Annotated in this window: 19 protein-coding genes and 1 tRNA gene; 9 read left to right on the plus strand and 11 right to left on the minus strand. The window is 63.5% G+C overall.

Annotation, left to right across the window (positions count from 1 at the left end; all coding sequences use genetic code 11):
* Nucleotides 1-2,056 (minus strand): FAD-dependent oxidoreductase (locus VWZ81_RS07770; RefSeq protein ID WP_416542780.1); only part of this gene is annotated, 2,056 nt, incomplete at its 3' end.
* A gap of 203 nt (nt 2,057-2,259) precedes the next feature.
* On the minus strand, nt 2,260-3,135 hold the full coding sequence (locus VWZ81_RS07775) for a LysR family transcriptional regulator (RefSeq protein WP_416542779.1): 876 nt from the start codon (nt 3,133-3,135) through the stop codon (nt 2,260-2,262).
* A gap of 95 nt (nt 3,136-3,230) precedes the next feature.
* On the opposite strand from VWZ81_RS07775, the gene VWZ81_RS07780 reads away from it, so the two are divergent.
* On the plus strand, nt 3,231-3,512 hold the full coding sequence (locus VWZ81_RS07780) for a DUF1330 domain-containing protein (RefSeq protein WP_416542778.1): 282 nt from the start codon (nt 3,231-3,233) through the stop codon (nt 3,510-3,512).
* Nucleotides 3,513-3,771: 259 nt separating this feature from the next.
* Here the strand turns inward: VWZ81_RS07780 and fdhF are convergent, their stop codons facing one another.
* The 4 genes from fdhF to VWZ81_RS07800 all read right to left on the minus strand — a co-directional run bounded on the left by fdhF (nt 3,772) and on the right by VWZ81_RS07800 (nt 9,966).
* Nucleotides 3,772-6,546: a formate dehydrogenase subunit alpha gene (gene fdhF / locus VWZ81_RS07785; RefSeq protein WP_416542777.1), complete on the minus strand. Its 2,775-nt coding sequence runs from the start codon at nt 6,544-6,546 to the stop codon at nt 3,772-3,774.
* A gap of 3 nt (nt 6,547-6,549) precedes the next feature.
* Nucleotides 6,550-8,280 (minus strand): NAD(P)H-dependent oxidoreductase subunit E, encoded by a 1,731-nt coding sequence (locus tag VWZ81_RS07790; protein WP_416542776.1) that lies wholly within the window; start codon nt 8,278-8,280, stop codon nt 6,550-6,552.
* Nucleotides 8,281-8,331: 51 nt separating this feature from the next.
* The gene (locus VWZ81_RS07795; protein ID WP_340547263.1) at nt 8,332-9,228 is read right to left on the minus strand and encodes a LysR family transcriptional regulator; all 897 of its coding nucleotides are present in this window, start codon (nt 9,226-9,228) and stop codon (nt 8,332-8,334) included.
* 195 nt (nt 9,229-9,423) lie between these two features.
* Entirely contained in the window at nt 9,424-9,966 is a 543-nt protein-coding gene (locus tag VWZ81_RS07800) for a winged helix DNA-binding protein (RefSeq protein ID WP_340547264.1), read from the minus strand.
* 1,029 nt (nt 9,967-10,995) lie between these two features.
* Between VWZ81_RS07800 and VWZ81_RS07805 the strand changes: the two genes are divergently transcribed.
* On the plus strand, nt 10,996-12,867 hold the full coding sequence (locus VWZ81_RS07805) for a methyl-accepting chemotaxis protein (RefSeq protein WP_416537602.1): 1,872 nt from the start codon (nt 10,996-10,998) through the stop codon (nt 12,865-12,867).
* Between the two features lie 431 nt (nt 12,868-13,298).
* Here VWZ81_RS07805 and VWZ81_RS07810 read toward each other — a convergent pair whose 3' ends face one another.
* Nucleotides 13,299-14,492: a 50S ribosomal protein L11 methyltransferase gene (locus VWZ81_RS07810; protein ID WP_416542901.1), complete on the minus strand. Its 1,194-nt coding sequence runs from the start codon at nt 14,490-14,492 to the stop codon at nt 13,299-13,301.
* Nucleotides 14,493-14,859: 367 nt separating this feature from the next.
* On the opposite strand from VWZ81_RS07810, the gene VWZ81_RS07815 reads away from it, so the two are divergent.
* From VWZ81_RS07815 to VWZ81_RS07845, 7 genes are all read left to right on the plus strand, one after another.
* Nucleotides 14,860-16,377: an ABC-F family ATP-binding cassette domain-containing protein gene (locus VWZ81_RS07815; protein WP_416535145.1), complete on the plus strand. Its 1,518-nt coding sequence runs from the start codon at nt 14,860-14,862 to the stop codon at nt 16,375-16,377.
* A gap of 232 nt (nt 16,378-16,609) precedes the next feature.
* Nucleotides 16,610-17,089 carry a GNAT family N-acetyltransferase gene (locus VWZ81_RS07820; RefSeq protein WP_416542902.1) on the plus strand — a complete coding sequence of 160 codons (480 nt, stop codon included), beginning with the start codon at nt 16,610-16,612 and terminating at the stop codon, nt 17,087-17,089.
* 34 nt (nt 17,090-17,123) lie between these two features.
* Nucleotides 17,124-17,200, plus strand: a tRNA-Arg gene (locus VWZ81_RS07825).
* Between the two features lie 616 nt (nt 17,201-17,816).
* Nucleotides 17,817-18,734: a MotA/TolQ/ExbB proton channel family protein gene (locus VWZ81_RS07830; RefSeq protein ID WP_416542903.1), complete on the plus strand. Its 918-nt coding sequence runs from the start codon at nt 17,817-17,819 to the stop codon at nt 18,732-18,734.
* A 4-nt stretch (nt 18,735-18,738) separates the two neighbouring features.
* The gene (locus VWZ81_RS07835) at nt 18,739-19,116 is read left to right on the plus strand and encodes an ExbD/TolR family protein (RefSeq protein ID WP_416542904.1); all 378 of its coding nucleotides are present in this window, start codon (nt 18,739-18,741) and stop codon (nt 19,114-19,116) included.
* A 9-nt stretch (nt 19,117-19,125) separates the two neighbouring features.
* A complete protein-coding gene (locus tag VWZ81_RS07840; protein WP_340547271.1) occupies nt 19,126-19,503 on the plus strand; it encodes a biopolymer transporter ExbD in 378 nt (125 codons plus the stop codon).
* Nucleotides 19,500-20,354: a TonB family protein gene (locus VWZ81_RS07845; RefSeq protein ID WP_416542905.1), complete on the plus strand. Its 855-nt coding sequence runs from the start codon at nt 19,500-19,502 to the stop codon at nt 20,352-20,354. The genes VWZ81_RS07840 and VWZ81_RS07845 overlap by 4 nt, the downstream gene beginning before the upstream one ends.
* A 374-nt stretch (nt 20,355-20,728) precedes the next feature.
* Here VWZ81_RS07845 and VWZ81_RS07850 read toward each other — a convergent pair whose 3' ends face one another.
* The 4 genes from VWZ81_RS07850 to VWZ81_RS07865 form a co-directional block, all read right to left on the minus strand.
* Complete coding sequence (locus VWZ81_RS07850; protein WP_416539934.1) at nt 20,729-21,658, minus strand: MYG1 family protein; 930 nt, start codon at nt 21,656-21,658, stop codon at nt 20,729-20,731.
* Nucleotides 21,659-21,860: 202 nt separating this feature from the next.
* Entirely contained in the window at nt 21,861-22,613 is a 753-nt protein-coding gene (locus VWZ81_RS07855; RefSeq protein WP_416535151.1) for a hypothetical protein, read from the minus strand.
* Nucleotides 22,614-22,746: 133 nt separating this feature from the next.
* A complete protein-coding gene (locus tag VWZ81_RS07860; RefSeq protein ID WP_416542906.1) occupies nt 22,747-23,199 on the minus strand; it encodes a hypothetical protein in 453 nt (150 codons plus the stop codon).
* A gap of 70 nt (nt 23,200-23,269) precedes the next feature.
* Nucleotides 23,270-26,608, minus strand: coding sequence for a M10 family metallopeptidase C-terminal domain-containing protein (locus VWZ81_RS07865; RefSeq protein WP_416542907.1), 3,339 nt, complete (start codon nt 26,606-26,608; stop codon nt 23,270-23,272).
* Nucleotides 26,609-26,651 lie beyond the last annotated feature (43 nt).

Raw genomic sequence — 26,651 nt, forward strand, 5'->3', positions numbered from 1 at the left:
AGATATCCTTCATCAGGCGCAGGGCGTCATAGATCGCCGCGTGGGTGTTGCGGGCCGAAACCGCATCGCCGATCCGAAACAGCTGAAAGCCCCCCTGCCCCGCTGCTTTGGCCGGGCGCCCGTGCGGCTGCGGCCTCCCGGCGATCAGGGCGTCGTAATCGACCTGCCCGCCATTCAGACTATGCGGCTTCAGGTCGAAATAGAGATCGTCCAGCGGCAGCGTGCCGTAGTTGAGCACAACCTGATCATAGAGCTTGCTGGAGCGATGGCCGCTGTAATCCGTCCCCAGCACCGCCAGAAGCCGGTTGCCTTCCTTGCGGACCTCCAGCAGGCGCCGCGCCACGGTGAAGGTCACATCCCGGTCCTGCAGGCTGCGCATATAAGGGACAAGGTTCATCGCCATCACATTGGGGGCAAAGACCCGGTCCGGGGTCATCACCTCAACCGTCGCGCCCGCCTGGGCCGCAACCTCGGCCGCCTGAAGCGCGGGGTGATCGCCGCTTTCGTCATATATCAGCACCGAGCCGCCCGGCTTAACATCCCCCGAAATGATATCCCAGGCCGAGACAACATGCGCCGCCTCCTCGCCCGCCTCGAACAGCTGCATATTCGGCAGTCCACCGGTGGCCACGATCACCACATCCGGCGCAAGCCCGATCACATCCTGCGCCTCGGCCCAGGTGTTGAATCGAAACTGCACATCCCGTGCGGCACATTGCGCCATGCGCCAGTCGATGATGCCCATCATCTCGCGGCGGCGCAGGTTCTGTGCGGTCAGGCGAATTTGACCGCCGGGATCGGAGGCTGCCTCAAATACGGTGACCGCATGGCCGCGCTCCGCCGCAACGCGCGCGGCCTCCAGCCCGCCGGGGCCAGCGCCGACAATCACCACCTGTTTGGGCTCTGCGGCGCGGGTGATCACATGTGGCATCGTCAGCTCACGCCCGGTTGCGGCGTTGTGAATGCACAGCGCCTCTCCCGCCTGATAGATCCTGTCCAGACAATAGGTCGCGCCTACACAGGGGCGGATGTCCTCCTCGCGCCCCTCCCTGATCTTCTGCACGATATGGGGATCGGCCATATGGGCGCGGGTCATCCCCACCATATCAAGAAGCCCCCCGGCAATCGCATGGCGGGCGGTGGCCACATCGGGGATGCGGGCGGCATGAAAGGTGGGCAGGCCCGTCGCCTGCCGGACCGCACCGGCAAAATCCAGATGCGGCGCAGACGGCATCCCCTGCACCGGGATCACATCGGTCATTGCCGGATCCGTATGGATGCGGCCCCGGATCACATTCAGGAAATCCACCATGCCGCTGGCGGCCAAGCGTCTGGACATCTCCAGCCCCTCGTCGGGCGAGATGCCGCCCGCCGCCGCCTCATCCGCCGTATACCGCAGGCCAACGATGAACTCATCCCCCACCCGCTCGCGGACCGCCCCCAGCACCGCCATCGGCAGCGCCATCCGGCTGTCGAGCGTCTGGCCGCCATATGGCCCGTCCAGATCATTGGTCAGCGGCGACCAGAACTGATCCAGAAGATGGCCATAGACCTGTAGCTCGATCCCATCCATGCCCCCGGCCTGCATCCGCTCCGCAGCATCGGCGAAATCGGCGATGACGCGGGTGATGTCCCAATCCTCCGCCAGCTTCGGAAAGGCGCGGTGTGCAGGTTCGCGGTGGCGCGACGAGCTGATCGAGGGCAGCCAGTCGCCTTTGTCCCAACCGGTGCGGCGTCCCAGATGGGTCAGCTGGATCATCGCCGCGCAACCATGCTCATGCAGCTGGTCGGTCAGATTGCGGATCCAGGGCACCACCTCATCCTTATAGGCGAGGATATTGTTGAACACCGGCGGGCTGTCACGGGAAACCGCCGCGGAGCCTGCCGTCATCGCCAATGCCACGCCCGCCTTGGCCCGTTCGGCGTGATAGGCCGCATAGCGCTCCTTTGGCATGCCGTCCTCGGGATAGGCCGGTTCATGACTTGTGGTCATGATCCGATTGCGCAGTGTCAGATGTTTCAGCTGATAGGGCTGCAACAAGGGATCGTTGGACATGACAGGCTCCTGCAAATGGCGCGGACCACCAAAGCGAGGGCGCGCGGGATCCGCCGACAAGATCACAGCTCTGGACATATGTGTCAGGTCAATTTCCGACCCTGTCAAGAGCCCCGCACGACACGGTAGCGCCGATGGTGACCGGTCAGGGGTGACAGGCGGGTCTCGTGACCGAGAGAGAGAGCCGCCACCCGGCGCCTGCTCTAAAAGGCGGTGAACTCCCCGGCACGGCTGCGGAAGAAGCCTTTTAGCGCGGTCTTGAACGCGCGCACCTTGGCAGAGGTCAGCAGGTCCGGATGGCTCAGCACCCAGATCGGCGCGTAATCCTGCGGCGCAACCCCCGGCAGCGGCTCCAGATCCGGATCACTGCGCGCCAGATAGATCGGCATCCTGACCGCGCCCAGCCCCGCCTTTGCCGCCGCGATCAGCGCAGTCATATCGTCAAACCGCGCCCGGATCCGATGGTTCGGATAATGTTGCAGCGCGGCCTTTGGCGGCGCGTCATAGCCGCTGTAGATCACCCAGTCCAAGGGCGCAGCGGGATCCGCCAAAGCCCGCGCCACCAGATCCCGCCGCGCGACGCAGGCGGTTTTCTGATCGGCCAGATGCAGCCCCACCAGGCTGTCGCCCGGCGCCCGGCTGATCCGGATCGCCAGATCCGCCTCGCGCCGGGTCAGGTCCAGCACATCATTGGTCGCGCGAACCGTCAGCTCGACCTCCGGGTGGTCCGCGCAGAACTGCGCCAGAAATGGCGCGAGATGGCTCTGGATCAGCAGCTGTGGCGCCGTCAGCACCAGCTCACCCGAAAGGCTCTGATCGCGGCCCGACAGGTTGCGCAGGGCCGATTGCTCGGCCTGCTCCATCCGCCGCGCTGCCGCGGCCAGCTCTTCCGCCTCGGCGGTGGCCAGATAGCCTTCGGGCCGACGCTCGAACAGCGGCCGCCCCAGCATGTCCTCGGCCCGCTGCACACGGCGCGCCACGGTGGTGTAGCTGACGGACAGCGCCTGCGCGGCCCCGGCCAAGGATCCGGCCCGCACCAGCGCCAGAATGGTCCGCATGTCATCCCAGTTGATCTGCATACATGCGTTTTCGCATGGGCAGCACACGATTGCATGTGTTTTCTCGCGGCACGCTTCCCGGCATCAAGACGCCATCAACAGTGAAAGGACAACAGATGGCCTATGTCTACGTAAACCTCCTCCTGCAAGACCCCGAGACTATGGCGGCATATCGTGAAAAAGCAGGCGCCGCCTTGCAGAAACACGGCGCCAGAGTGCTGGTCTCAACCCCGCAGCAGACCGTGATCGAAGGCACGCGCGATGCCACCGGCATCGGGGTGATCCTCCAGTTTGCCAGTCCAGAGGCCGCCAAGGGCTGGATCAACGACCCCGAGCTGCAGGACGTCCACGCGCTGCGACAAGCCGCCGGCAAGAGCGCGATCACGCTTTTGGCCTGACCCTTCAGAGGCCGCGCCACTCCCGCCCGTCGGCTGGCGGCGGAGCCCCCACCGCCCGTTGGGTCAGGCGCCGCGCCCATTGGGCCCGGCGCAGGTCGCACCCGGCCGCATCTCATGCGCCCGACACGGTTCGTCTTTGTTTCCAACGCTGCAACGGGCCACGCCCGCGCCGGGCGCCAGCGCGGCGCCACCGAAGACAACGGGCGCGGAACCCTTAGGTTCCGCGCCCGCTTTGATCTTCGCCAGACGACCTGCCGGATCACTCGGCTGCGATCTGTCCTTCGATCTTTTCGACCTTCACCGCCGAGAACTTGAACTCGGGGATTTTGCCATAGGGGTCCAGCGCCGGGTTGGTCAGGATATTGGCGGCGGCCTCCACATAGGCGAACGGCACAAACACCATATCCTCGGCAATCGCCCGGTCGGCGCGCGCCATGATCTCGATCGAACCGCGGCGGGTCGTGAGGCGGACCATCTCGCCCGGCTCGACGCCCATCAGCTTCAGCGTGCGCGGGTTGAGCGAGCAGTTCGCCTCCGGCTCCACCGCATCCAGCACCTTGGAACGACGGGTCATCGACCCGGTATGCCAATGCTCCAGCTGGCGGCCGGTGGTCATGATCATCGGGTACTCCGCATCCGGCGCCTCATCCGGCGGGATCACCGATGCCGGGGTAAAGCGGGCGCGGCCCTCGGGGCGCGGGAAGCCATCGCCGAACACAATCGCCTGACCGGGGTCGGTCTCATGCAGCGACGGATAGGTGATGGTCTCGGTCTCCAGACGCTCCCAGGTGATGTTGTCCAGCGACTTCATGTTCAGCTTCATCTCGGCAAAGACTTCGCTGACATCCTTGTAGTCCCACGGCAGCCCGATCCGCTGCGCCAGCTCAACAGTGACCTGCCAGTCCTCACGTGCCTCACCCGGAGGCGGCACCGCAGGCCGCACACGCTGAACCTGGCGGTTGGTGTTCGACACGGTGCCGTTCTTCTCATAAAGCGCCGAGGCCGGCAGGATGATGTCGGCATAGTTTGCCGTCTCGGTCAGGAAGATGTCCTGAACGATCATCAGCTCCAGCTTGGCAAAGGCGTCGCGCGCATGATCGGCATCCGGGTCGGACATCGCCGGGTTTTCACCCTGGATATACATGCCCTTGATATTGCCGGCATAGGCCTCGTCCACGATCTCGGTCACGGTCAGGCCCTTCTCGTTCGAGAAGTCGCCGCCGCCCCAGACATCGGTGAAGCTCTTGCGCACATCATCCGACGTCACGGTCTGATAGTCCGGCAGGAACATCGGGATGAGGCCTGCGTCCGACGCCCCCTGCACGTTGTTCTGGCCGCGCAGCGGGTGCAGACCTGCGCCCGGTTTGCCCACGTTGCCAGTCATCAGCGCCAATGAGATCAGGCAGCGCGAGTTATCTGTCCCGTGGATGTGCTGGGAAATCCCCATACCCCAGAAAATCAGACCCGCATTCCCACCGGCAAAGATCCGGGCAACACGGCGCAGCTGATCGGGGCTGATGCCGCAGATCTCCGACATTTTCTCGGGCGTGAACTGCTTCAGATGCTCTTTCTCGGCCTCCCAGTTCTCGGTCCAGCGGTGGATGTACTGACTGTCGTAGAGCTCTTCCTCGACGATCACGTTCATGATCGCGTTCAGCATCGACACATCCGCGCCGGGGCGGAACTGCACCATTTCGGTCGCGAACCGGCGCAGGCCAACGCCGCGCGGATCCATCACGATCAGCTTGCCGCCGCGCTTGGTGAACTGCTTGAAGTAGGTCGCCGCCACCGGGTGGTTCTCGATCGGGTTGGAGCCGATCACAATGGCCACGTCGGCGTTCTCAATCTCGTTGAAGGTCGCGGTCACAGCACCGGAGCCCACGTTTTCGATCAGCGCCGCAACGGAGGACGCGTGGCACAGGCGGGTGCAGTGGTCGACGTTGTTGTGCTTGAAGCCCTGACGGATGAACTTCTGGAAGAGGTACGCCTCTTCATTGGTGCATTTCGCCGAGCCGAAGCCCGCAACCGATTTCGGGTTCTCATCGCGCAGGCGCATCAGGCCCTTGGCGGCCAGATCCATCGCCTCTTCCCAGGAGGCTTCGCGGAAATGGGTCGAGAGATTACCGGGATCGACGTTCAGGCCCTTGGCCGGCGCGTCGTCACGGCGGATCAGCGGCTTGGTCAGGCGGTGCGGGTGGTGGATGTAGTCAAAACCAAAGCGGCCCTTGACGCAGAGGCGGCCTTCGTTTGCGGGGCCATTGATGCCATCGACATATTTGACCTTGCCGTCCTTGACCTTGAGCGAGACCTTGCAGCCGACACCGCAGAACGGGCAGACGCTTTCGGTCTCGGAATCATAATCCTTGCTGTCGCCGACCTGCTGGTCATCCATCACGGTCGCGGGCATCAGCGCGCCGGTCGGGCAGGCCTGCACACATTCGCCGCAGGCCACGCAGGAGGACTGCCCCATCGGATCCGCCAGATCGAACACCGGGTAGGCGTCATGACCGCGGCCGGCCATACCGATCACGTCATTGACCTGCACCTCGCGGCAGGCCCGCACACAGAGATTACAGGAAATACAGGCGTCCAGATTGACCTTCATCGCCACATGGCTGTCATCCAGCAGCGGGATGCGGTCCTTTTCCAGCTTGGGGAAACGCGACTCTGAAACCCCGTTCAGCTCTGCCATATCCCACAGATGCGAGGACTTATCGCGCGCCTCTTCCTTCTTCGGCTGATCAGCCACCAAGAGTTCCATCACCATCTTGCGGGCATTCTCAGCCCGCGCGTTGTTGGTGGTGACAACCATGCCTTCAGCGGGTTCCCGGATACAGGAGGCTGCCAGCGTGCGCTCGCCTTCGATCTCGACCATACAAGCCCGGCAATTGCCATCCGGGCGGTAGCCCGGCTGCGGCTTGTGGCACAGATGCGGGATTTTCAGCCCACGACCGTTGGCGACTTCCCAGATGGTCAAACCTGCGTCTGCTGTGACCTGTTCGCCATCGAGTGTGAAAGTGATTTTATCGCTCATGGCTTATACCTCCTCGGGGAAGTGTTTGATGGTCAGGCGGATCGGGTTGGGTGCGGCCTGGCCAAGACCGCAGATCGACGTATCAACCATCGCGGCGCTCAGCTCTTCCAACAGCCCCTGATCCCACTTCTTTTCGCCCATCAGCTTGACGGCTTTTTCGCAGCCCACCCGGCAGGGGGTGCACTGGCCGCAGCTTTCATCCTCGAAAAAGCGCAGCATGTTCAGCGCCGCGTCACGGGCCGAGTCCTGATCGGACAGCACCACCACGGCGGCGGACCCGATGAAGGTGCCATGCGGCTGCAACGTGTCGAAATCGAGCGGGATATCATTCATCGACGCAGGCAGCAGGCCCGAGGAGGGGCCGCCCGGCTGATACGCCTTGAAGACGTGGCCATCCAGCATACCGCCGCAGGCCTCGATGATGTCGGTGATGGTGGAACCGGCAGGCAGCAGATGCACGCCCGGATTCTTCACCCGGCCCGAGACCGAATAGCTGCGCAGCCCCTTGCGGCCATTCTTCTCAATTGAGTTCAGGCATTCCGGGCCTTCACGGTTGATCTTACAGACCCAATACAGGGTCTCGACGTTGTGAACCAACGTCGGACGACCAAAGACACCCACCTGCGCCACAAACGGCGGACGGTGGCGCGGCTCGCCGCGCTTGCCTTCGATCGATTCAATCATCGCGCTTTCTTCGCCGCAGATATAGGCCCCTGCCCCGCGGCGCAGGTCGATGTAACCTGCCTCGACGATACCGGCCTCTTCCAGCGCGGTGATCTCACGGCGCAGAATTTCCAGCACCGCCGGGTATTCGTCGCGCATGTAGATAAAGGCTTTCTCGGCCTCGACCGCCCAGGCGGCAATCAGCATCCCCTCGAGGAAGACATGCGGCGTGCGCTCAAGGTAGTAGCGATCCTTGAAGGTGCCCGGCTCGCCCTCATCGCCGTTCACGGCCAGATAACGCGGACCTTCGTTGGCGCGCACGAAACCCCATTTGGTGCCGGACGGGAAACCAGCGCCGCCCAGACCGCGCAGACCGGCTTCTTTGACCTTGGCCTGAACCGCTTCCCAGTCGCCATTTGCGCGCAGGTCTTTCAGCGTGGCATAGCCGCCATCCGCCTCATAGGCCGCAAAGGTTTCATACTCGGGCACGTGTGCATGGGTATCATCTGCCGCAATCGCCGCTTCCACCTTCTCAACCGTAGCGTGGTCGATGTGGTTGTGGCCGATTTCCAGCACCGGCGCCGTGTCGCAGCGGCCCATGCAGGGTGCGCGCAGCACACGGACCTGAGAGGCATCCAGCCCATCTTCCAGCGCCTTCTTCAGCGCTTCGGCCCCGGCCAGCTCGCAGGAGAGCGAGTCACAGACCCGGATGGTCAGCGCCGGCGGCGGGGTCTCGCCTTCCTTCACCACATCGAAATGGGCGTAGAAAGTGGCGACCTCATAGATCTCCGCCTGACCGGTGCGCATCTCCTCGGCCAGCGCCCGGATATGCGCCGCGCTGAGGCAGCCGTATTTGTCCTGAATGAGATGCAGGAACTCGATCAGGAGATCCCGGTTGCGGGGCCGATCGCCAAGCAGGTCCAGAACCTCGCTATGCGCCTGATCATCCAGCTGCCGGCCCTTGGGCGTTTTGCGCCCCTTGCCTTTGCCAGATTTCCAAACGCCCTTGCTATTGTCCAAAGGTGCCACGATGACCTCCACTTCGCGATGCCAGATAAGGCGGCATTCCATTGAAGAAGCCTATCGTCAAATCGGAAAATTCAAAGGTACGATAACGAACGCTTATTGCTTGAAATCGTCAACCACGCCCTTCATCGCCTTCACCGTCGTCAGTTCGGGCTGGCGGTCCAATGTGACCATACAAATAGGTCTGCTCGGCGTCGGATCGACCAGCCGCAGCACCCTGGCGCCGGACAGCGGCCCCAGCGCATCCATCAGGGCTTCCGGTAGGATCGTGGCAACCGAGCCCGCCCGCGCCATCACAATCGCCGACATGAACCCGCTGGAATCCGAACGCACCTGCGGCCGCAGCCCCTGATCGGCGAAGATCCGGTCCAGAATCCGGCGATTCTGCATCTGCGGCTCCAGCAGGCTGAGCGGCAGCTCTGCTGCCTCGGCCCAGGAAATACTGTCCGCGCCATGTCCGCGATCCACCACCATCGCCTCGGGGGCGACCAGCACATAAGTCTCCTCATATAGCGGCTGGATGGTGACCTGATCGGGACCCAGGCTGTCGTGATAGGTGACGCCTGCATCAATTGTACCGTCAAACAGGCGCTGCTGGATCACCAGCGAGCTCAGCACCTCGATCCGGGCCAGAACCCGTGGGTGGGTGAGGTGCAGCCGGTCCACCATCTGCGCGGCATAGGCTGTTGCGGTGGGCACCACCCCCAGCACCAGCGTGCCGGTGACCTCGCCACGTGCGGCGGCCACCTCCTGCTCCAGCGCCTTGGCCTCATCCAGGATCGAGCGGGCCCGGCGCACGATCATCAGACCCTCTTCGGTCAGCCCCTGAAACCGATTGCCCCGGCGCACGATGGACACGCCCAGGCGCTCTTCCAGATTGCGGATCCGCATTGAAAACGCCGGCTGCGACATGCCGCAGTCCTGCGCGGCCTTGGCAAAATGGCGGTGACGCGCCAAAGCGCTCAGCAACCTGAGATCCTTGAGTTCGATCACCGCTCGTTTTCCTTGCTACTGCCGGGGCGCCGCTGTCGGTCATACACCATTCACAGCGGGTCGCGCCATCGGTTGCCAGCACGAGAGCGGCAGTTTTGGCGCAGGCCAGCAGGCTGGGCAGCCTGCACCATATATATAGGGGGCGATGGAGGCCGCACTCATGCGCCCCGCTACCGCCCCCGATCAGAGCAGGCCTCAGGCCTGCCGCTGTGCCGTCGCCGACCGGGCGATGCCATCATAGATCCCGGTCAGAATATTCAGCACCCGCGTTGCCTCACCGATACGGTTTTCCACGCCCGGCACCTGCGACAGCGCCTGCAGCAACAGGTTGCGACGCTGCACATCATAGGCTGCGGTGATCCCCAGCCCCTCCTCCGTTGCGGAATAGGTCACCCCGCCACGCCCCGATCCGGTCTTGCGGATCAACCCGGCCGAAGCCAGCTTGCGCAGTGAATACTGGATATTCGGAATGTCATCCCGATTGGTGACCCGCGCAAGCTCCTTGATCGTCTTGGGCCTGTCGTTCATGCGGATAACGTTCATCAGAGTGATTTCGGGACCCGAGGCGGACAGATCCGACACAAGCCCAAGACATTCGGATTGCCAACGCGCAAACCCCTCGAATGTTCTCATCAGTGCAAACTCGAAATCGCTCAGATCATCTTCGGCACCATTATCAAAAGTCTGATCCACCGCATTCGCGGTCTCAGTCTTGGGTGATCCGGAATAGATATCCAACAAATAGTCTCCTTGGTTCAGCGGCATAAATAAGCCTCCGGTGGCGGCGAAACCTGCTGTCAAGGTGTTTCACGCGCATTCGTTCCCTAAACCCGTCACCACGCTCCTTAGTAAGTATCTGGCGTTAGGTTTCAACCCGTCCGTGCAGCAGAAAATGGGGCCAAACTCGGCGAATTTATCCAAGGGGTTGGAGAATCAGCGGAATTTAAAAAGCAGGATAAACTTTAGTTACGCATTATTTTTAAGAATATAGATAAAATTTCACGCCAAAGGCGCCCTGAATCATATTATTTCCGTGAAAACGCGCCCACAGGCCAGACTCATGCGGGGGCGCAGCCCGCCCGGCAGGCCACCTGCCTGTTCGCAATAAAATGGCAGCTTAATCATCACTTTGCGCAGCGGGCGCGGGCCCGCCTGCCCACCGATCGCGCCTGAAATTCGCCCGCCTCAGCCTGCGCTCATTGCGGATGTGCCTATTAATTCACCGGTAAGTCCTCAGGGCTATGCTACCCGCCGACGATGTGCACAGGCACATGTTGCGAGAAGGAGCAGAGCTTGGAACGACGGGCGGACCTCATGTTGGTTGTCGCGCAGGCATTGGCCGTGATGGTGACCATCACCGGTTGCGCTGCCGCACGCCTGATCGTTGCGTGGCGACCGGAGATTTCGACAGGGGCCAACTGCCGACGCCCATATCGGCCGAAGACTCATGTCGCGGCACGACCGCTGTTGCGGCACCCGCAGGCAACCAGACCTGCTCTTTCAGCTCGGTATCAAGATTGGGGTAGCGCAATCGCGCGCCTGCTGATGACCGGCGTCCGCCAATCTTTGGTCCGACGCCACAGTATGTTCACCATGTCACCGCCCCCAATCGGGCATGGTTCTCTCGGTTTGCCCGTTCCGGTCAACCAATTCGCGAAACGACGCAGCCGAAGCTAGCGGCTGTCTCCAGGGGGCTGTCGGTACTGAATCCGACACAAATTCCGCCAGCGCGTTCGTTCCACGCAATGGCAATTGAAAGGTGCTGAAATGAAATTCCGAAATCCTGCGCGTTCCGTCATGAACAGGCTGTCTGTCTTTGCCAAATGCAGCCTTCTCATCGCGGCGTCCACCCTCGTGGTGACCCTGTTTCTGACTTGGGAAAACCAGAAAATCCTCGGTGAAGCTGTGGATAGTGGCGTACAGACACTGGCCGAAGGCGTGACCGTAACCGTGGCCGCGCGCAGCGGCGGTGCAATCCGCTTTGGTGATACCGAACGTCTTGAAAGCGACCTGCAATCCCTGATCGAGCTGTCGAACGGCCGGTCCAGCCACGGGATCGCCATCAATGGCAAGGGCAAGACGGTTGCCTCCACCGGCACCGCAACCGAGGCTGAAATTGCCGAACTGACCCTCGTCGCCCAAAAAGCGATGGAAAACAATCAGATGGAGTATAGCGAAAACGGCTATCTCGTCGCCGCACCCGCCACCGCCGGTGCCGAGGGGACGGTGGTCGTCGGCGCGGTCGGGATGGTCTGGAGCCCGGATGTCGCCTTTGCCGAGGTGGCGCCGAACCAGCTGCTGTCCTTCATTCTCGCCGGTGGCGCCTTTGTGGTGATGCTGGGCCTGTCGATGTTTGCCCTGCGCTCCATGATGTCGCGCCCGCTGGGCGATGTTGCCACCGCAATCAACCGCCTGGCCGAGGGCGATTATGATCACGACACCGAACATCAGGCACGGGGCGACGAAATCGGCCTGATCGCCCGCCATATCGAGGCGCTGAAATCGCAGCTGTCCGCCGCCAGAACCGTGGAAGATCAGCGCCGTGCCGACCAGGCGGCGCAACGGGTTGTGGTGGATCGTCTGAATGACGGGCTGCACGCGCTCTCGGAGGGGGATCTGTCGCAGACCATCGACGATGAATTCTCCGCCGATTACGAAAGCCTGCGCCAGAACTTCAACAAGACCGTCGACAAGATGGTCGGCATTATCGACGCGGTGATCGACAACTCATCGCGCATCCGTGCCAGCGCCGAAGAGATCAGCCAATCCTCCAGCGATCTCTCCCAGCGCACCGAGAGCCAGGCGGCCACGCTTGAGGAGACCGCCGCCGCCATGGAGCAGCTCACCGTCAGCGTGAAATCCGCAGCCGATGGCGCCCGCGAGGTGGAGGGCATCGTATCGGAGGCCAAGGAGACCGCCGTCAACAGCGGCCAGGTCGTCACCCGCGCCGTCGACGCCATGTCCAAGATCGAGCAATCATCGGAGAAGATCTCCCAGATCATCTCGGTCATCGACGATATCTCCTTCCAGACCAATCTGCTGGCGCTGAACGCAGGGGTCGAGGCCGCCCGTGCAGGCGAAGCCGGCCGTGGTTTTGCGGTTGTCGCCTCCGAAGTGCGCGCCCTGGCCCAGCGCTCCTCCGATGCCGCGCAGGAGATCAAGGCGCTGATCAGCGAAAGCACCGGCCACGTCGGCGAAGGTGTCGATCTGGTCGGCCGCGCGGGCGAGGAGCTGAAACAGATCATCGAACGCGTCGCCACCATCTCGGGCCATGTCAGCGGCATTGCAACCGGCGCGCAGGAGCAATCGACCACGCTGGGCGAAATCAACACCGGCGTGACACAGCTCGATCAGGTGACCCAGCACAATGCCGCCATGGTTGAGGAATCAACCGCCGCTAGCCAGATCCTGCGCAATGATGCCAATGAGCTGGCCCGCCAGGTCTCGGTGTTCAAGACCCGCAAAACGGACAATAACGTTGTCTCCGTGGCGCCCAGCGCACCAGCCCCGGCCCCGGCCAGGCCAGCCGCCGCGCCGAAACCCGCGGCTGAGCACAACCCGGCCCCATCGGCGCACGGCGATGATGACTTCTTCGATGCCAGCCCGACAAAGGCCGCCGTCGGCTGGGAAGATTTCTGATCTCCCCCGGCCAGACCCAATAGCGAAAAGGCGCGCCAGATCCGGCGCGCCTTTTTCATATCTGCTTGGCCCCCCTGTTACTTGGCCCAGCCCCTTCCCTGCGCGTCCCCGCCCCCGGATGACAGAACCCTGTCGCGAGTATCCGGGCAGCACCATCGCCGCTCAGTTCTCTGTCAGGTCCAAGGATCTGGGGGGCCAAGGCTCTGGCAGACCTGAGGCTCTGGCAGCTAATATCACCGCAGCCAGACCGGAGCCGAGAGGGCGCGAAATCGACGACAATACAGGGAATCTCAAATCGGCCGCGAAACAGCGAGGCCACCGCGCTGATACTGCCGCAAAGGGCCATACCGCCGCAGCAGATCCTGTGCGGTCGCCAGCCTTGGTGGCTGGCGACCGCACAGGATGGATGCGGCCCCGGCAGGCGCTGCCTGCTAGCCAAGTGCAGGGGCTGGTGCCGCAGGGGCGGCGGTCTGCACCGGCGCCCAGACCGGGTAGCCCTGCGGCAGCGCGGCCGCCTCATCCGCCCCGTGTTCATAACCCGCGCGCCAGCCCGGCTGTAGCCAGACCCGCGCGTGATCCGCGCTCGCCTCCATGTCGTGAACCGCGAGGCTCAGCGCCGCCGCATCATGCTGCGCCGTCAGCTGCAGATGATCGCCCGGAGAGACCGACCGTGGCCGATCCAGCAAAAAGGCCGTCCGCCCCCAATGCCCCTCGGAAGCAAGATCATTGGTCAGCTGAATCCCCGGCGCCAACTCCATCTCAAAGCTGACAAATACCGCATGGACGATACCCGGATGGCTACAGAACAGCGTCTCGGTGGTCCGCCCCGGCCTGACATCCGGGCGCGTAAAATCGAACGCAAACAGCTCTGTACCGGCGCCCAGCGGTCGCAGCCCACAGGATCTGAAATCACTCGGCGTGATCTGCGCAACCCGCGCCAGATGGTGAAAGGCGCCCAGATCGAACCCCTCTGCCATCTGCGGCCGCCACTGCTCCAGAAGCGGCGCACTTTCGACAGGTTGCGCGACCAGCCTGCCGGTTTCGGGAACCGCGCGGGCGCCCGGCTTGGCCAGCGCCGACATCGCATGTGACAGCGTATCCAGCGCGCCCTCCCCCAATAGAACGGTATCGACAATCTCCGAAATCACCACATCGGCCTGCTCCGGCATGTCGACACCAAGGATAATCTCATGCGACCACTTGGAAATGACGGTGATGCGGTCGCTCAGACCATTGTCGGCAATCACCCGCGTCGCCGCCTCCGCGATCAGCGGCTGCTGCTCACAGGTATAGACATGTTTCGCCCCGGCCCGCGCCGCCAGCATCGCCGTCAGACCGGCACCGCAGCCGATATCCAGCACGATATCCCCCGGTCTGACCTTCATCGCGATGGCCTCGGCATAGGCACGGTTGCGCGCCCGATCCGCCAGCATCGGAAAATGCCAGCGCGGCACAAACGTCTGGTGCAGCCGCTCCTGCAACACCTGCGCCTCATGGTGATGAGGATCCAACCGCAGCGCTTCCGACAACAGCTGCGCGCTGCGCATACCGCCATCACCAAGGGGGGTGGATTTGGCAAGCTCCACCAGATGCCCGGCCTCCGCGCGCCCCGCAAGAAAGGGCATGGAGGCGGGTCTAGACGTTTGTGTTTTAAGCAATTTTTAGTTTTCCCTATTTGAGGCAAATGCAACTGATTGCGACTATTCACCACCCGGATCTAAGAATTGGTAAAGCTCACAGCCTATCGCGCACCGAATGTCGGCAGGCCATGCCCCGCCCCCCTTGCCAAGGGTGCGAAAGTTTCTTAGCCTGATTTGAAACTCACATCGCACAACGGGAGGACAGCAGCTGAACATGCGTATCATCCGCCGACTTCAGCACGGTCCCCGTCTGGCCCTGTAAATCCGTTTGCAGGGCTGGCCAGAGGAAAATCTCGTCACTGGTCCGCCGATTGCCGCTTTTGCGGCCAAATCTCTTTGACCCGAGTTTTCCATGTCTGTCATCAATCTCAATGCGTTGGGCGTCACCCTTGGCGACCCGCTGTTCCGCGACCTCTCCCTGACCCTTTCGAAATCCGACCGGCTCGGTCTCATCGCCGCCAACGGGCGGGGCAAATCGACCCTGCTTGCCTGTCTCGCCGATGAGCTGACGCCGACAACCGGCGAGATCACCCGCGCCCGTGGCCTGCGGATTGGCCACGTGAAACAGAGCCTGCCCGCCGAGGCGCTTGCCGTCACGCTCTATGACTGGGTGCTTGCCGCCCTGCCGGGCGAGCAGGCCGATTATGAAAGCTGGCGCGTCGATGTGGTTCTGGATGACCTTCAGGTGCCTTATGAGTTTCAGCACCAGCCGCTTGGCGCGCTCAGCGGGGGCTGGCAGCGCGCCGCGATGCTGGCGGCCGCCTGGATCACCACGCCGGACCTGCTGCTACTGGATGAGCCGACCAACCACTTGGATCTCAACCGAATAGCCTTTCTCGAAAACTGGCTGTCAGAGCGGCCGCGCGATCTGCCGATGGTGATCACCTCCCACGACCGTGCCTTTCTGGATGCCACGACCAACCGCACGCTGTTCCTGCGCGCCGAAGGCTCGCGGGTGTTCCAGCTGCCATTCTCCGCCGCCCGCGCCGCATTGGATGAGGTCGACGCCGCCGATGCGCGACGCCATGCCAATGATCTGAAAAAAGCCCAGCAGCTGCGCCAGCAGGCCGCAAAGCTGAAGAATGTCGGGATCAACTCCGGCTCCGATCTCTTGCTGACCAAGACCAAGCAGCTGGCCGAACGCGCCGACCGGCTGGAGGCCGCCGCCAAACCGGCCCACCGCGAGCATTCGGCCGGCGACATCAGGCTGACCAACAGCGGCACCCATGCCAAAGCCCTGATTACATTGGATGATCTGACCGTTCAGACGCCGGACGGGCAGCGGCTATACAGTACCGGCCAGAAATGGATCACCCCCGGGGACCGCATTGTCCTGCTGGGCGCAAATGGCACCGGCAAGACGCAGCTGGTCAGGATGATCCAGCAGGCACTGACCGGCGGGGCGGAGCAGATCAGATGTGCGTCCTCTGTCGTTCCGGCCTATTCGGACCAGCACCTCAGCCAGCTGGCCGATAATGACACGCCGCTGGCGCTGGTGACGGCGGCCTCCGACATCGGCGATCAGCCCGCGCGCAACCTTCTGGCGGGGGCAGGCATCAAATTCGCCTTGCAGGACACGGCGGTGAAAGCCCTGTCAGGCGGGCAGAAGGCACGGCTGGCAATGCTGCTCCTGCGGCTTCGCAACCCCAATTTCTATCTGCTGGACGAACCCACCAATCATCTCGACATCGAAGGTCAGGAAGCCCTCGAAGCAGAGCTGATCGGCCAGGATGCCGCCTGTCTGCTTGTGAGCCATGACCGCAGCTTTCTCAGGGCCGTCGGCAATCGCTTCTGGTGGATCCGTGGCCGTCGCCTGGAAGAGGTCGCCAGCGCCGATGCCTTCCTCAGCTCTGAAATGGGCGCGGGCTGAGGGCTATGGCGGCGGCCACCTGTGACCGCCGCCCCGCCAGACCCGCCAGTTGCCGAAATATTGGGCAACACATCATCCGGGCGTCTGGCTGCGCCGGTGGCTGCGGCAGAACCGCTTGCGCCGCCACGTGGTTTTCGCAACTCTGCGACACAGAAACGGATACAGACACAACCCCCGGAACAGACCCCGCCCTGCCCAGCGACCGGGGATATGCGACCCAAGGATCCAGCCGATGACGACCGATATTGCCATCACCCGCGCCAGCGCCTCCGAGCCCGAGGCTCAGGCGCTGATCAAACGCCATCTGGCACAGATGGCCGCGCAATCCCCCGCAGAAAGCTGCCACGCACTGGATGGCAGCGGCCTTGATGCCGCCGATGTCGCCTTCTTCCTGCTCCGCCGCGACGGGCGGGCCATCGCCATGGGCGCCCTGAAGTCGCTGCCCGATGGCGGCTGCGAACTGAAATCCATGCACACCCTCGCCGAGGCCCGCGGCAGCGGCGCCGGACGCCAGATGCTGGAGTTTCTGCTGGACCGCGCCCGATCCGACGGCGCCCCTGCGGTCTATCTCGAAACCGGCTCGACCGAGGATTTCACCCCAGCCAAACGGCTCTATGAAAGCTACGGCTTTGTCGAATGCCCACCCTTTGGCGACTACAGCAAGGACCCCTGGTCGCTGTTTATGCGCCTTGACCTGCGCGCCGCGGCTTGACCCTTCCCCGCGTCCTGTCATAACTGGCGCCAGCGGTCCCTTAGCTCAACTGGATAGAGCAGCTGACTTCTAATCAGCAGGTTGAGGGTTCGAGTCCTTCAGGGATCGCCAGCATTCCATCCATCAGGATCTGCCCGATAGCGGCGGCGTTTCCGGCGCGCAGACCGGGAGTTTGCCAGAAGGTTGCCGGGGCGCTCTGGCGACAGACGCCGTTGCGGCAGCCTTTGCGCTTAACTTGACAAAAGAACTAGGGTTAAATAACTGACCCCGGGCGCAGCGGATGATGCGCCATCCAGCAAGACTCTGCACCTCAGCGGTGCAGGGCTCCAGCCATTCTCGATCACGACACCGATCAAAACGGCGGCACCCTGTGCCGATGGCTGGAGAGACATGTGACACAGGGCAATCCCCCACCCTCAAATGACAGCGCCCGCCGCCGCCCGCAGCGGATGCTGAACCGGCGAGCCTTGCGCCGGGTCGCCGCCCTTATGCGCTGCGCAAAGGATATGGCAGCGATCTCTCCGCCGTCCGGTCATAGCGGCATAGCGCGCTGGAGCCTGACCGGATTGCCGCCCAGCCGACATGTGATCCCTGAATGGGAGAGGCCAATCATGACCGCTAACCCGTTGTTCCCCCTGCAAACCATGGCCAGCCCCCCGGCATCGTTCCTTGCCACGGTGCGCGCCGCCCCCGGACAAAGCTATATCGCCGCCAATTGGAGCCCATCATGACCATCCTCAGATCAGCGGCCCTTGCCGCGCTGTTGCTGATCCCCGCCTTCGTCGCCGCGCAGGAGGCGCCGGTGTCGCCAACCCCTCCCGCCCCGCCGGTGCCGCAGGTCGCAGCCGATGCCCCGGCATCGGTGATGCCGCAGATCCCCGCGACCACAGGCTCCGCCGCGCAAGCCCCAGCAGCAGCACCGGCACCGCAACCGGATGCGCCGCAGACCGCGGATGCCGCCGCCCCGGCGCAACAGCAGCGCCTTGCGCAGACCGCCAGCGATGCCACCGCGCAGGCCATGGCGCTCCTGCGTGATGGCGGCCCCTCGATCTGGGTGATTGCCGCTCTTTCGGTGATCACGCTGACGCTGATCCTGTGGAAGATCTGGCGGCTCGCGCTGATCGGCGCCTGGTCCCGGGGCAAGGCCGGCCGCGCTGTCGCCGCCTTTGAACGCGGCGAACCGGACATCGCCCGCGATATCGTCCGGGGCCGTCGCGGCATCCGCTCCAAAGTGGTCGCAACCGCGCTGGCCTCCGTCCACACCCTGCCTGAAGACCGCGCCCGCGAAGAAACCGCCCGCGTCGCCAAGCTGCATCTGGCCTCCGCCGGCTCTGGCCTTGGCGCGCTGGAGCTGATCGCCACCATCGCCCCGCTGCTGGGCCTTCTGGGTACGGTTCTCGGCATGATCGCGGCCTTTCAGGCCTTGCAGGCCGCCGGGTCCAAGGCCGATCCCGCCTTGCTGGCCGGCGGCATCTGGGAGGCGCTCCTGACCACTGCGGCCGGCATGGGTGTGGCCATTCCCGCCTCCGCCGCCCTCACCTGGTTCGAATCCGTGATCAGCCGCATTCGCCGCGACCTTGAGGACAGCGCCACCCGCATCTTTGTCGCCCACCAGCCGTCATCGCTGAAACTGGCCGCCGAGTAAGCCGATGCACCTCACCCAAGCTCAGCGCACCCGACGCAAACCCAGCCTGACGCCGATGATCGACGTGGTGTTCCTGCTCTTGGTGTTTTTCATGCTGGCCTCCCGCTTTGGCACCGATGCGGTGCTCGACCTGCCGCTTGCGGGTCAGGGCGGCAGCTACAACGGCCCGCCCCGGCTGATCGGCATCGGTGCCGGCAATCTCGATCTCAACGGCCAGCCGGTGGCCGAGAGCAACCTGCCAGCGGCGCTCGCCCTGCTGATGGACAGCCCCGGTGACATGCTGGTGCTGCGCGGGCGCGATCAGGCCGATGTGCAGCGGATCACCGATGTGACCACCCTGCTGCGGCAGGCCGGGTTCAGCAATTTTGTGCTGGTGGACTGAGGAGACCCCGTGGACCTGACCGATCCCCCCCGCCGGATGCGCACGGAATCCATCGTGCCGATGATCAACGTCGTATTTCTGCTGCTGATCTTCTTCCTCATGACCTCGCGGCTCGCCCAGCCTGACCCGTTCGAGGTGACCCCGCCCGCCGCCGCGCTGGAGGGTGAGCCAACATCCGATGCCGTGCTCTTTATCGACGCTACCGGGCGGCTGAACTTCGACGGCCACGAAGGCACCGCCGCGCTCAGCCGACTTGCCGACGCCAGTGGCAAAACCATTCAGCTGCGCGCCGATGCCCGGTTGCCCGCAACCGATCTGGCGCGGATCCTGCGTCAGCTGGCCGCCGCCGGGCTTAGCCGCGCCGAACTGGTGGTGCGCCCGCAATGAAACGCGCCGCCGAACTCACTGTCTTTGCCGGGATCGCCACGGTGATTCACGTTGCCCTGTTTGCCAGCGCCCCCAGATCCGGCGCCCAGTCCAGCGGCGCCGGCGGCGATGCTCTCGTCTCGGTTCAGGCCGCCAGCGCCACCGTGGTCGAGATGGTCGAAACCTGGGAGCGCCCGCCGCAGACCCAGCCCCGGATCGACACCGATCTGACCCCGCCACAGACCGCCCCTTCGGCCCCCGTGATACCGCAGTTCGACCTGGCGCAGGCGCCCAGCGCCGCACGCCAGCTCGCGATCAGCCCTCCGCCCCCCGCTGACAGGCTCGACGTCGACAGCGCACCACCGCCGCCGCCAGCGCCACCGCAGACCGTGCCGCGACCACAGCCCGATCCCGATCTGCGCCCCCGCGCAAAACCACGCGCCAAGCCGGAGCCGCAACCGCAAAACGCCCGCAAAGCCGAGCAGAGATCATCGGGGCGCGATGCCCAGCGCGCTGCCGGATCGGGCGGCGGCGCCGAGGCGGGTCAGGCGGGCAGCTCCGCAGCCGCCACCGCAGAGGCCGGTCGACAGGCCAAGCTTCAGGCGATCTGGGGGGCCAAGATCCGCGCCCGTATCGAACGGCGCAAACGCTACCCGTCAGGCGCGCGCGGCAACGGGCGGGTGGTGGTGCGTCTCACCGTTGCCCGCAGCGGTCAGCTGATCAGCCACCGGATCGCCAGATCCTCCGGCAATGCCGCGCTGGATCAGGCCGCGCTTCAGGCCGTCGCCCGCGCCGCAAATTTCCCCGCCGCCCCCCGGCAGCTGACGCTTAGCCAGATGACATTCAGCCTGCCGATGGATTTTTCGAAGTAACGGCGCGACCGGCCAAGCGCGCCCTTGTGCAGGTGTGAAACCCTGTCCGCGCCCCGTCGCAGGATCACCGCGCCACCGATGCGCCCGCAGGCCGGCGCCAGTGTCGGTGTCAGTGTCGGTGCCCGCGCCTGTTCGCCTAATCTGGTTGCTCAGTCTGGTTGCCCAGTCTGTTAACCTCACAGAAATATCCGTTGCGGTCTTACCAGATATCCGCGCCCGCACGCTCAGCAACGCCCAGAAAAAGTATCAGCCTGCCTGTCCGAATGTTTCGCGCGCGAAACAATTAGACAGGGACGCTGACCTTTTCAACAGCGCGAGCTGACAACCGGGCTGCCCCAGACACGGACCATGCCGCGCCACCTCGCACCCAAGGTTTACGCCGCAGGCCGCTGTGCCTCAGCCACCGCAAGCTCCGCCATCTCAAGGATCGCCGCGCGGGTGTCGGCCACCGCGATGAACCGGGCGTTGTGGCAGAATTTGGCCCCCTTGACCCCGCAGGCCGCCTCAAGCGCGGCATCGGTCAGCCCGGCCCAGGCCGCAGGCAGATCGGCGCGGCTTTCAAAGCTGTCGCCGCTCTTGCGGATGGTGGTCAGCGTCCAGTCGCTGCTGCGCGGATGGACCACGAACAAGAGATGGTCAGCCCCGGCCGCCTCGACCGCCGCGCGAAAGGGCATTCCCATCGGCAGCTCCAGCACCCGCGCCGCACCTGCGGCCTCGATCGCGCTCAGCACCATAACCTCGGCGCGCCGTTTCGCCGCCCTCCCCCGGACCGCCGCCTCGACAAAGGCGCGCGCAACCGGCAGTGCTGCCAGAAACGCCTGATCATCCGCGCCCTCGCGGCTGTCGTCAAACGCCGGCTTCAGCGTCTCCAGCAGCACCGGCAGCGTCATTCCCGCCAGCGGCCCCGCAACCGAAGGTTCAATCGCGCCATTGTCCAGCAGATCCACCGGCAGCACGAACCCCTGGTCAAAACTGTGGTGGATCGCCTCGATATCCGCCTCCGGCACCGCCAGACTGCGCAGGTAATCGCGGCCATAATGCCGCCAGATCAGCCCAAAGGAGCTATAGGGCTGGCCATCGTCGCGCAGCGGATTGGGGCGCTGGTGATGATCGAAAACCTGCGCCTCGGCATCATAGGCCCGGCCCACGTCATAGATGATCCGCCCCGCCTGTGGCGTGATCCAGGCCTCCTCCCGCGAGCGCAGCAGCGTGGCATCGGGAAACAGCCGCGTCAGAATGACCGAGGACAGCAGTTCATCGGCATGAAACCCGCCGGAATGGGTCACAAGATGGGTGATGGTCATCAAAGGCGCTCCGCAAGGGCTAACAGGCGTCGGGCACCCGCAAGGCCACCCATCGGTATCAAAGGCGGCGTCGCCATGCGCGCATCATCACGCCCCCGGCGCCGCGCCAGGCTCTCCCCCCGGATAGCGCATCGTGCTGGCAAATTACAGGGGCGAAAAACGCCCGCAGATCATTGGCTTGATACACCCAGTGGCAGGTCGGCTAGGCGGCGGGTTTGCGGACCTGAATACGGGTCCATTTCTCGCCGCTCCACAGATCATGCAACGCGCCGATCTGGCCCAGCAGCGCGCGCTGGGGGGCGGCCTCGGCATCGCGCAGGTCGAGGATGATCGCCCCATCGGGTTTGACGCTGTTCTTCCAGAAGGTCTCATAGGTGCTGACCGGATAGTGAAAACCGCAGCTGAGCAGCGACAGCGCCAGATCGACATCTCCGATCCGGTTCGGATCCTCGCGGCCCGGATTCACCGTCGTCACATCCGCCACGCCATTGGCGGTCAGAAACGCCCGCGCGGTGCTGAGACTGCTATAGGCGGCCCCTTCGGCGTCGAAGCCGAAATGGGTCGCCTCATTGTCTTCCAGGTCGATCAGGGTGATCGCGCAGGCAAACTCCCGCGCCAGAAACAGATCAATGAAGCCATAGCCACATCCGATATCCGCGACATGTTTCGGCGCAAGTGTCTCCAGCGTGGGCTTCAGCGCCAGATACTCAAGATAGAGCACGGAAATCGCGCGTTTCAGCAGCAGATCGCCGCGGCGCGCCACTTCGTCCTGTAACTCCTCCGGCTTGCCCTTGGACCAGCGGCGGATCGGTCGGCCGGGACGGTCCAGATCAAAGAGCACCTCGGACCGCTGAAGCACGGTGTTCAGAATATCGGCCTCGCTGAACATGGACAGATCCAGCGTTTCGACCACGCTGGACTGGGCAACCTCTGTGACACGATCTGCGTTGAACATCCTCGCGCTCCTTGCGTCTTCTGTGGCTCTGCGCTGCTGCCGGGCAGCACATCGGTCTGATACCATGAGACCGCAGATAGCGGTAGGAAAACATCCTTCGCAGGCTTGGACTTATCGCAGGTTCGGCATGCGGTCAGTACATCACCGTGTTGAGCGTGACCTCGGGCCGCTGGCCTGCGGCGAGCTTGGCGCTGCCACGGGCGATCAGCCAGCCATCTTCCCGTTCCAGCCGCGCGACAAGCCGCCGGGCGGTATGGTTCTGCGGCAGCTCTGTCTGCGGCAGGCTGAATGCGATCTGCCGGCTGGCGCCATCGCTGATGAGATCGACCCGCGCCGCAGTGTCATCGGGCGCATCTGCCTGCGACGGATCCGACAGGAAGACGGTGATCCGCCCCTTCGGGATCTTGCCCTCGCCGGCAAAGGTGACAATCCCCTGCACTGCTCCCGGCTGTGCCCGGCCGCGATCAGCGGTGACCCCCAGCGCGGTTGCAGCCAGCCCGAGGATCAGCTGACGCCGGTGCAGCGGCTGGATATGGGACCGAGGTTGGGACTGTCTGATAGACTGCGGGGCAAGATAGCGGGGCATGGTGTTTCCTCTCCCGAAACATAGCCAGCACAGGGGGCGCAATCGGCCCCCTGTGCCTGTTCGTATCAGATCAGATGATCACAAAATCATCTGCTGTCAGCTGTAGCCCGGACTGCAACTGGGCGAACTGGATCGCATCGTCACCGCCCCGACCGTCCGCATCATAGGTCAGCGCACCGCTGGAGGTGTTGTAGACAATCCGGTCCGCCGCATCGAGCGCGGTACCCGAAGCGCTGCTGTGGAAGGCGCCAAAGTCCAGCACACCCACTGCGCCCACTTCGGTGAAGATCGCGCTGTCCAGCAGGATGGTGTCACTGGCCACATCGAAGTCGCGGATCTCGTCGATATTGTCCGCACCCAGCTCGGTCGAGAAGCGGAAGTAATCGTCTCCCTGACCACCAAAGAGCGTATCCGCCATCAGACCGCCATCCAGCATGTCGTTGCCACGTCCGCCCCTGAGCACATCCTCGCCCGCCTCGCCCGGCTGCGCCGGTGCCGGTGGGAATTCGACCGAGACATTCAGCTCATAGGTGGAGCCTTCAGGCACGCTCTCGGACCAGCCATCGGCGGTATCCGGCGACCAGCTGCCCTCAAGGATGTAGTAGGTGCCGGTTTCCTCGACCACAAAGACAGTGCTGGAGTCGCGGTTGCTGGTGGAGCCGGGATCGCCGCCGCCATCATCGTTCTGGGTGACGATATTGCCCTCGCTGTCCAGCAGCCGAACCCAGCTGTCGTGAACATTGGGATCGGCAATCCCGTCGATGTCGATGGTCAGCACGGTGCCCGCCGCCAGATCAATGCGGTAGTAACCACCCGCCCCGTTGCCGGTGGCATTCACTGTGGTGTGCAGCACGCTGGTCGAGTCAAAGATATCCGGGTCCTCGGTCAGCGAGAAGTTATCCGAGATATCAAAGGCGGTTTCGATCGAGTTATTGGTCGCATCCGGACCCAGCGTGGCGTAGCCCGTGCCAAGACCGGGCTGCGGTATCGCATCCGCGGCATCGGCAAAATCCCCCAGCAGGGTGTCATCCCCGTTGCCGCCTTTCAGGGTGTCATTGCCCCCCTGCCCGGTCAGCACATTGTCGGAGCCGTCGCCCTTGATCCGGTCATTGAAACCGGAGCCGGAGATATTCTCGATGGAAACATAGGTGTCGCCCGCGGTCTTGCCATTGGCCATGTTCAGCTTCACGCCACGGGTCGCATTGGCGTAGTCCGCCGTATCGCTGCCCGCGCCGCCATCAAGCAGGTCCGCCCCGCCACCGCCGGTCAGAACATCGTCGCCGGCACCGCCGCTCAGGGTGTTTTCGCCATCCGAGCCGATCAGGTGATCGTCATGGAGCGAGCCAACCGCGTTTTCCACATCCACGATGATGTCATGACGGATCGTGGTGCCGCGTCCGACGATCTGCACCGGTCCGTCAGCGTCGCCGCCACGGGCTGTGCCGTTTTCCAGATCGACAGTCACCCCGACCGAGCTGGTGGTATAGACCACGGTATCCACGCCCGCGCCGCCGTCGAGATAATCCTGACCGCTGCCGCCGATCAGAACGTCGTCGCCGTCCTCACCATAGAGCATGTCACCGTCGTTGCCGCCATCCAGCGTGTCGTCACCGCCGCCGCCATTGAAGACGTCGCCGCCGCCCTGACCCCAGAAATGGTTGTTGTCGGAGGTGCCGATAAACCGGTCGATCCGGTCATCCGAGCCGATCAGGTTTTCAATGCTGTAGAAGGTATCGCCCGAAGCGGTGCCCCCGCTGGCCACATTGGTTTCCAGGTTGACCAGCAGCTGGAACGGGCTTTCCTGGCTGAAATCAACGGTGTCGATCCCTGCCCCGCCGCGGAACACATCGGCCCCCGCCTGACCGCGCAACAGGTCGTTGCCATCGCCGCCGTCCAGCAGGTCGTCGCCCGCTCCGCCGTTGATAGTATCATTGCCATCGCCGCCATAAAGCGCGTCATTGCCATCGTCGGTTTCGGTCTGATCCTCAAGGTCAGCAATATCAATGGTGTTGTTGATGTCGCGGCTGGCCAGCGTATCGCGCCCGCCAATGATCAGATCATCGCCACCAAGGCCAAAGATGGTATTGCCACCGGCACCGCCATCCAGCGTCTCATTGCTGTCATCACCGATGATCAGACTGTCCAGCGCGTCGGTTGGCCCCTCGTTCGGCGCATCCGGCGCGTCGCTGCCCGGTGTTCCCGGCGTGCCGCCCGCGTAGATGATTGTCTCCACATTGGCGATGTCGCCCAGATCCAGCCCATCAGCCACCACGATCACGGTGTCATTGCCGCCGTTTTCTTCCTCGCGAACGATATCATCAATGGAATCAACGAAATAGACGTCATCTCCGCCATTGCCGGCCATGCGGTCATTGCCCGCGCGCCCGTCCAGAACATTGTCGCCGTCATTGCCGATCAGGATATCGTCGTAGCTGCTGCCGATCCCTGTCTCGATGTAGTATTCAGTCTGATCCGCGTTGTGCCCGGCAAAGATCGACACATTGTTGTTGTGCCCGTTGACGCTGGAGAACTCACCGGCACGCAGGTCCAGAATGGTGCTGGCGGTGGAGCCGGAGAAGTCGATGGTGTCATCGCCGCCGGTGTCATGGATCACAAAACCGATATCGTGCTGCGGCCCGTCCTCGGTCAGCAGGTAGCCATATTCGGTGCTGTTGAAGCCATAGGTATTGTCATCGGTATTGAGGTTGATGGTCTGATAGGTCCGCACGCCCTCATCATCGACGGTAGAGAAATAGCGGCGAATGATCGCCTCGATATCGCCCATAAGCGGTGTGACCGCCGACCAGCGCGTGTCCTCGCCCACGTCGATACCATCGAAATAGGACATGACGCTGTATTGCTGGCGGTCATAGGTCCAGGTTGCATTGTTCAGATAGTTGATCTGCACACCACCGGGGCCGCTGTAATTATAAAGGCCGGGGTGGTTGAGGCCGAATTCATGGCCAAACTCATGCACAAAGGTGTCAAAGACATAGCCGCCCAGATCCGTGATATTCGGTTCGGTGTCGTGGAAGCGCTGGCCGACGCTGACATAGCGGTCGCTGGAGAAGGCGCTGCCGTCACTTTGTTCGCCGATTTCGGGGCTGACAACCTCCATCCAGTGCAGATCCGCGTCATAAGGCGCATCATCGACGATCTCGAACTGCAAAGGCGTGACCGAAGACCACATCTCCAGCGCACCGATGGCGGCATCCTTATAGGCGGGGTGATCATTCAGCCCGGTCAGGTTGATCACCAAGGGATCGGCGGCGATTTCCGGGGTCAGACTGCGGCCAAGCGCGCCCAGATAATCGAGAAACCCCTCGTAATCCTCGCTTTTGCCAAAGGGGTTCTCCGGCGTTTGATCATTGGTCCACCAGTCTGTGCTGGTCTCGGTTGATGTTGGCATGTTGGCCTCCCTGTCATTCAACCCAATCGTTCAACCCCGAGTA

This window comes from Phaeobacter sp. JH20_34 (assembly GCF_048056095.1).
GTDB lineage: Bacteria > Pseudomonadota > Alphaproteobacteria > Rhodobacterales > Rhodobacteraceae > Phaeobacter > Phaeobacter bryozoorum.

Bases quoted from the DNA above. Each gene is read 5' to 3' on its own strand.
- VWZ81_RS07775 (WP_416542779.1), bottom strand. From the start codon at position 3,135: ATGCAGATCAACTGGGATGACATGCGGACCATTCTGGCGCTGGTGCGG.
- VWZ81_RS07780 (WP_416542778.1), top strand. From the start codon at position 3,231: ATGGCCTATGTCTACGTAAACCTCCTCCTGCAAGACCCCGAGACTATG.
- fdhF (WP_416542777.1), bottom strand. From the start codon at position 6,546: ATGAGCGATAAAATCACTTTCACACTCGATGGCGAACAGGTCACAGCA.
- VWZ81_RS07790 (WP_416542776.1), bottom strand. From the start codon at position 8,280: ATGGAATGCCGCCTTATCTGGCATCGCGAAGTGGAGGTCATCGTGGCA.
- VWZ81_RS07805 (WP_416537602.1), top strand. From the start codon at position 10,996: ATGAAATTCCGAAATCCTGCGCGTTCCGTCATGAACAGGCTGTCTGTC.
- VWZ81_RS07810 (WP_416542901.1), bottom strand. From the start codon at position 14,492: ATGCCCTTTCTTGCGGGGCGCGCGGAGGCCGGGCATCTGGTGGAGCTT.
- VWZ81_RS07815 (WP_416535145.1), top strand. From the start codon at position 14,860: ATGTCTGTCATCAATCTCAATGCGTTGGGCGTCACCCTTGGCGACCCG.
- VWZ81_RS07820 (WP_416542902.1), top strand. From the start codon at position 16,610: ATGACGACCGATATTGCCATCACCCGCGCCAGCGCCTCCGAGCCCGAG.
- VWZ81_RS07830 (WP_416542903.1), top strand. From the start codon at position 17,817: ATGACCATCCTCAGATCAGCGGCCCTTGCCGCGCTGTTGCTGATCCCC.
- VWZ81_RS07835 (WP_416542904.1), top strand. From the start codon at position 18,739: ATGCACCTCACCCAAGCTCAGCGCACCCGACGCAAACCCAGCCTGACG.
- VWZ81_RS07845 (WP_416542905.1), top strand. From the start codon at position 19,500: ATGAAACGCGCCGCCGAACTCACTGTCTTTGCCGGGATCGCCACGGTG.
- VWZ81_RS07850 (WP_416539934.1), bottom strand. From the start codon at position 21,658: ATGACCATCACCCATCTTGTGACCCATTCCGGCGGGTTTCATGCCGAT.
- VWZ81_RS07855 (WP_416535151.1), bottom strand. From the start codon at position 22,613: ATGTTCAACGCAGATCGTGTCACAGAGGTTGCCCAGTCCAGCGTGGTC.
- VWZ81_RS07860 (WP_416542906.1), bottom strand. From the start codon at position 23,199: ATGCCCCGCTATCTTGCCCCGCAGTCTATCAGACAGTCCCAACCTCGG.
- VWZ81_RS07865 (WP_416542907.1), bottom strand. From the start codon at position 26,608: ATGCCAACATCAACCGAGACCAGCACAGACTGGTGGACCAATGATCAA.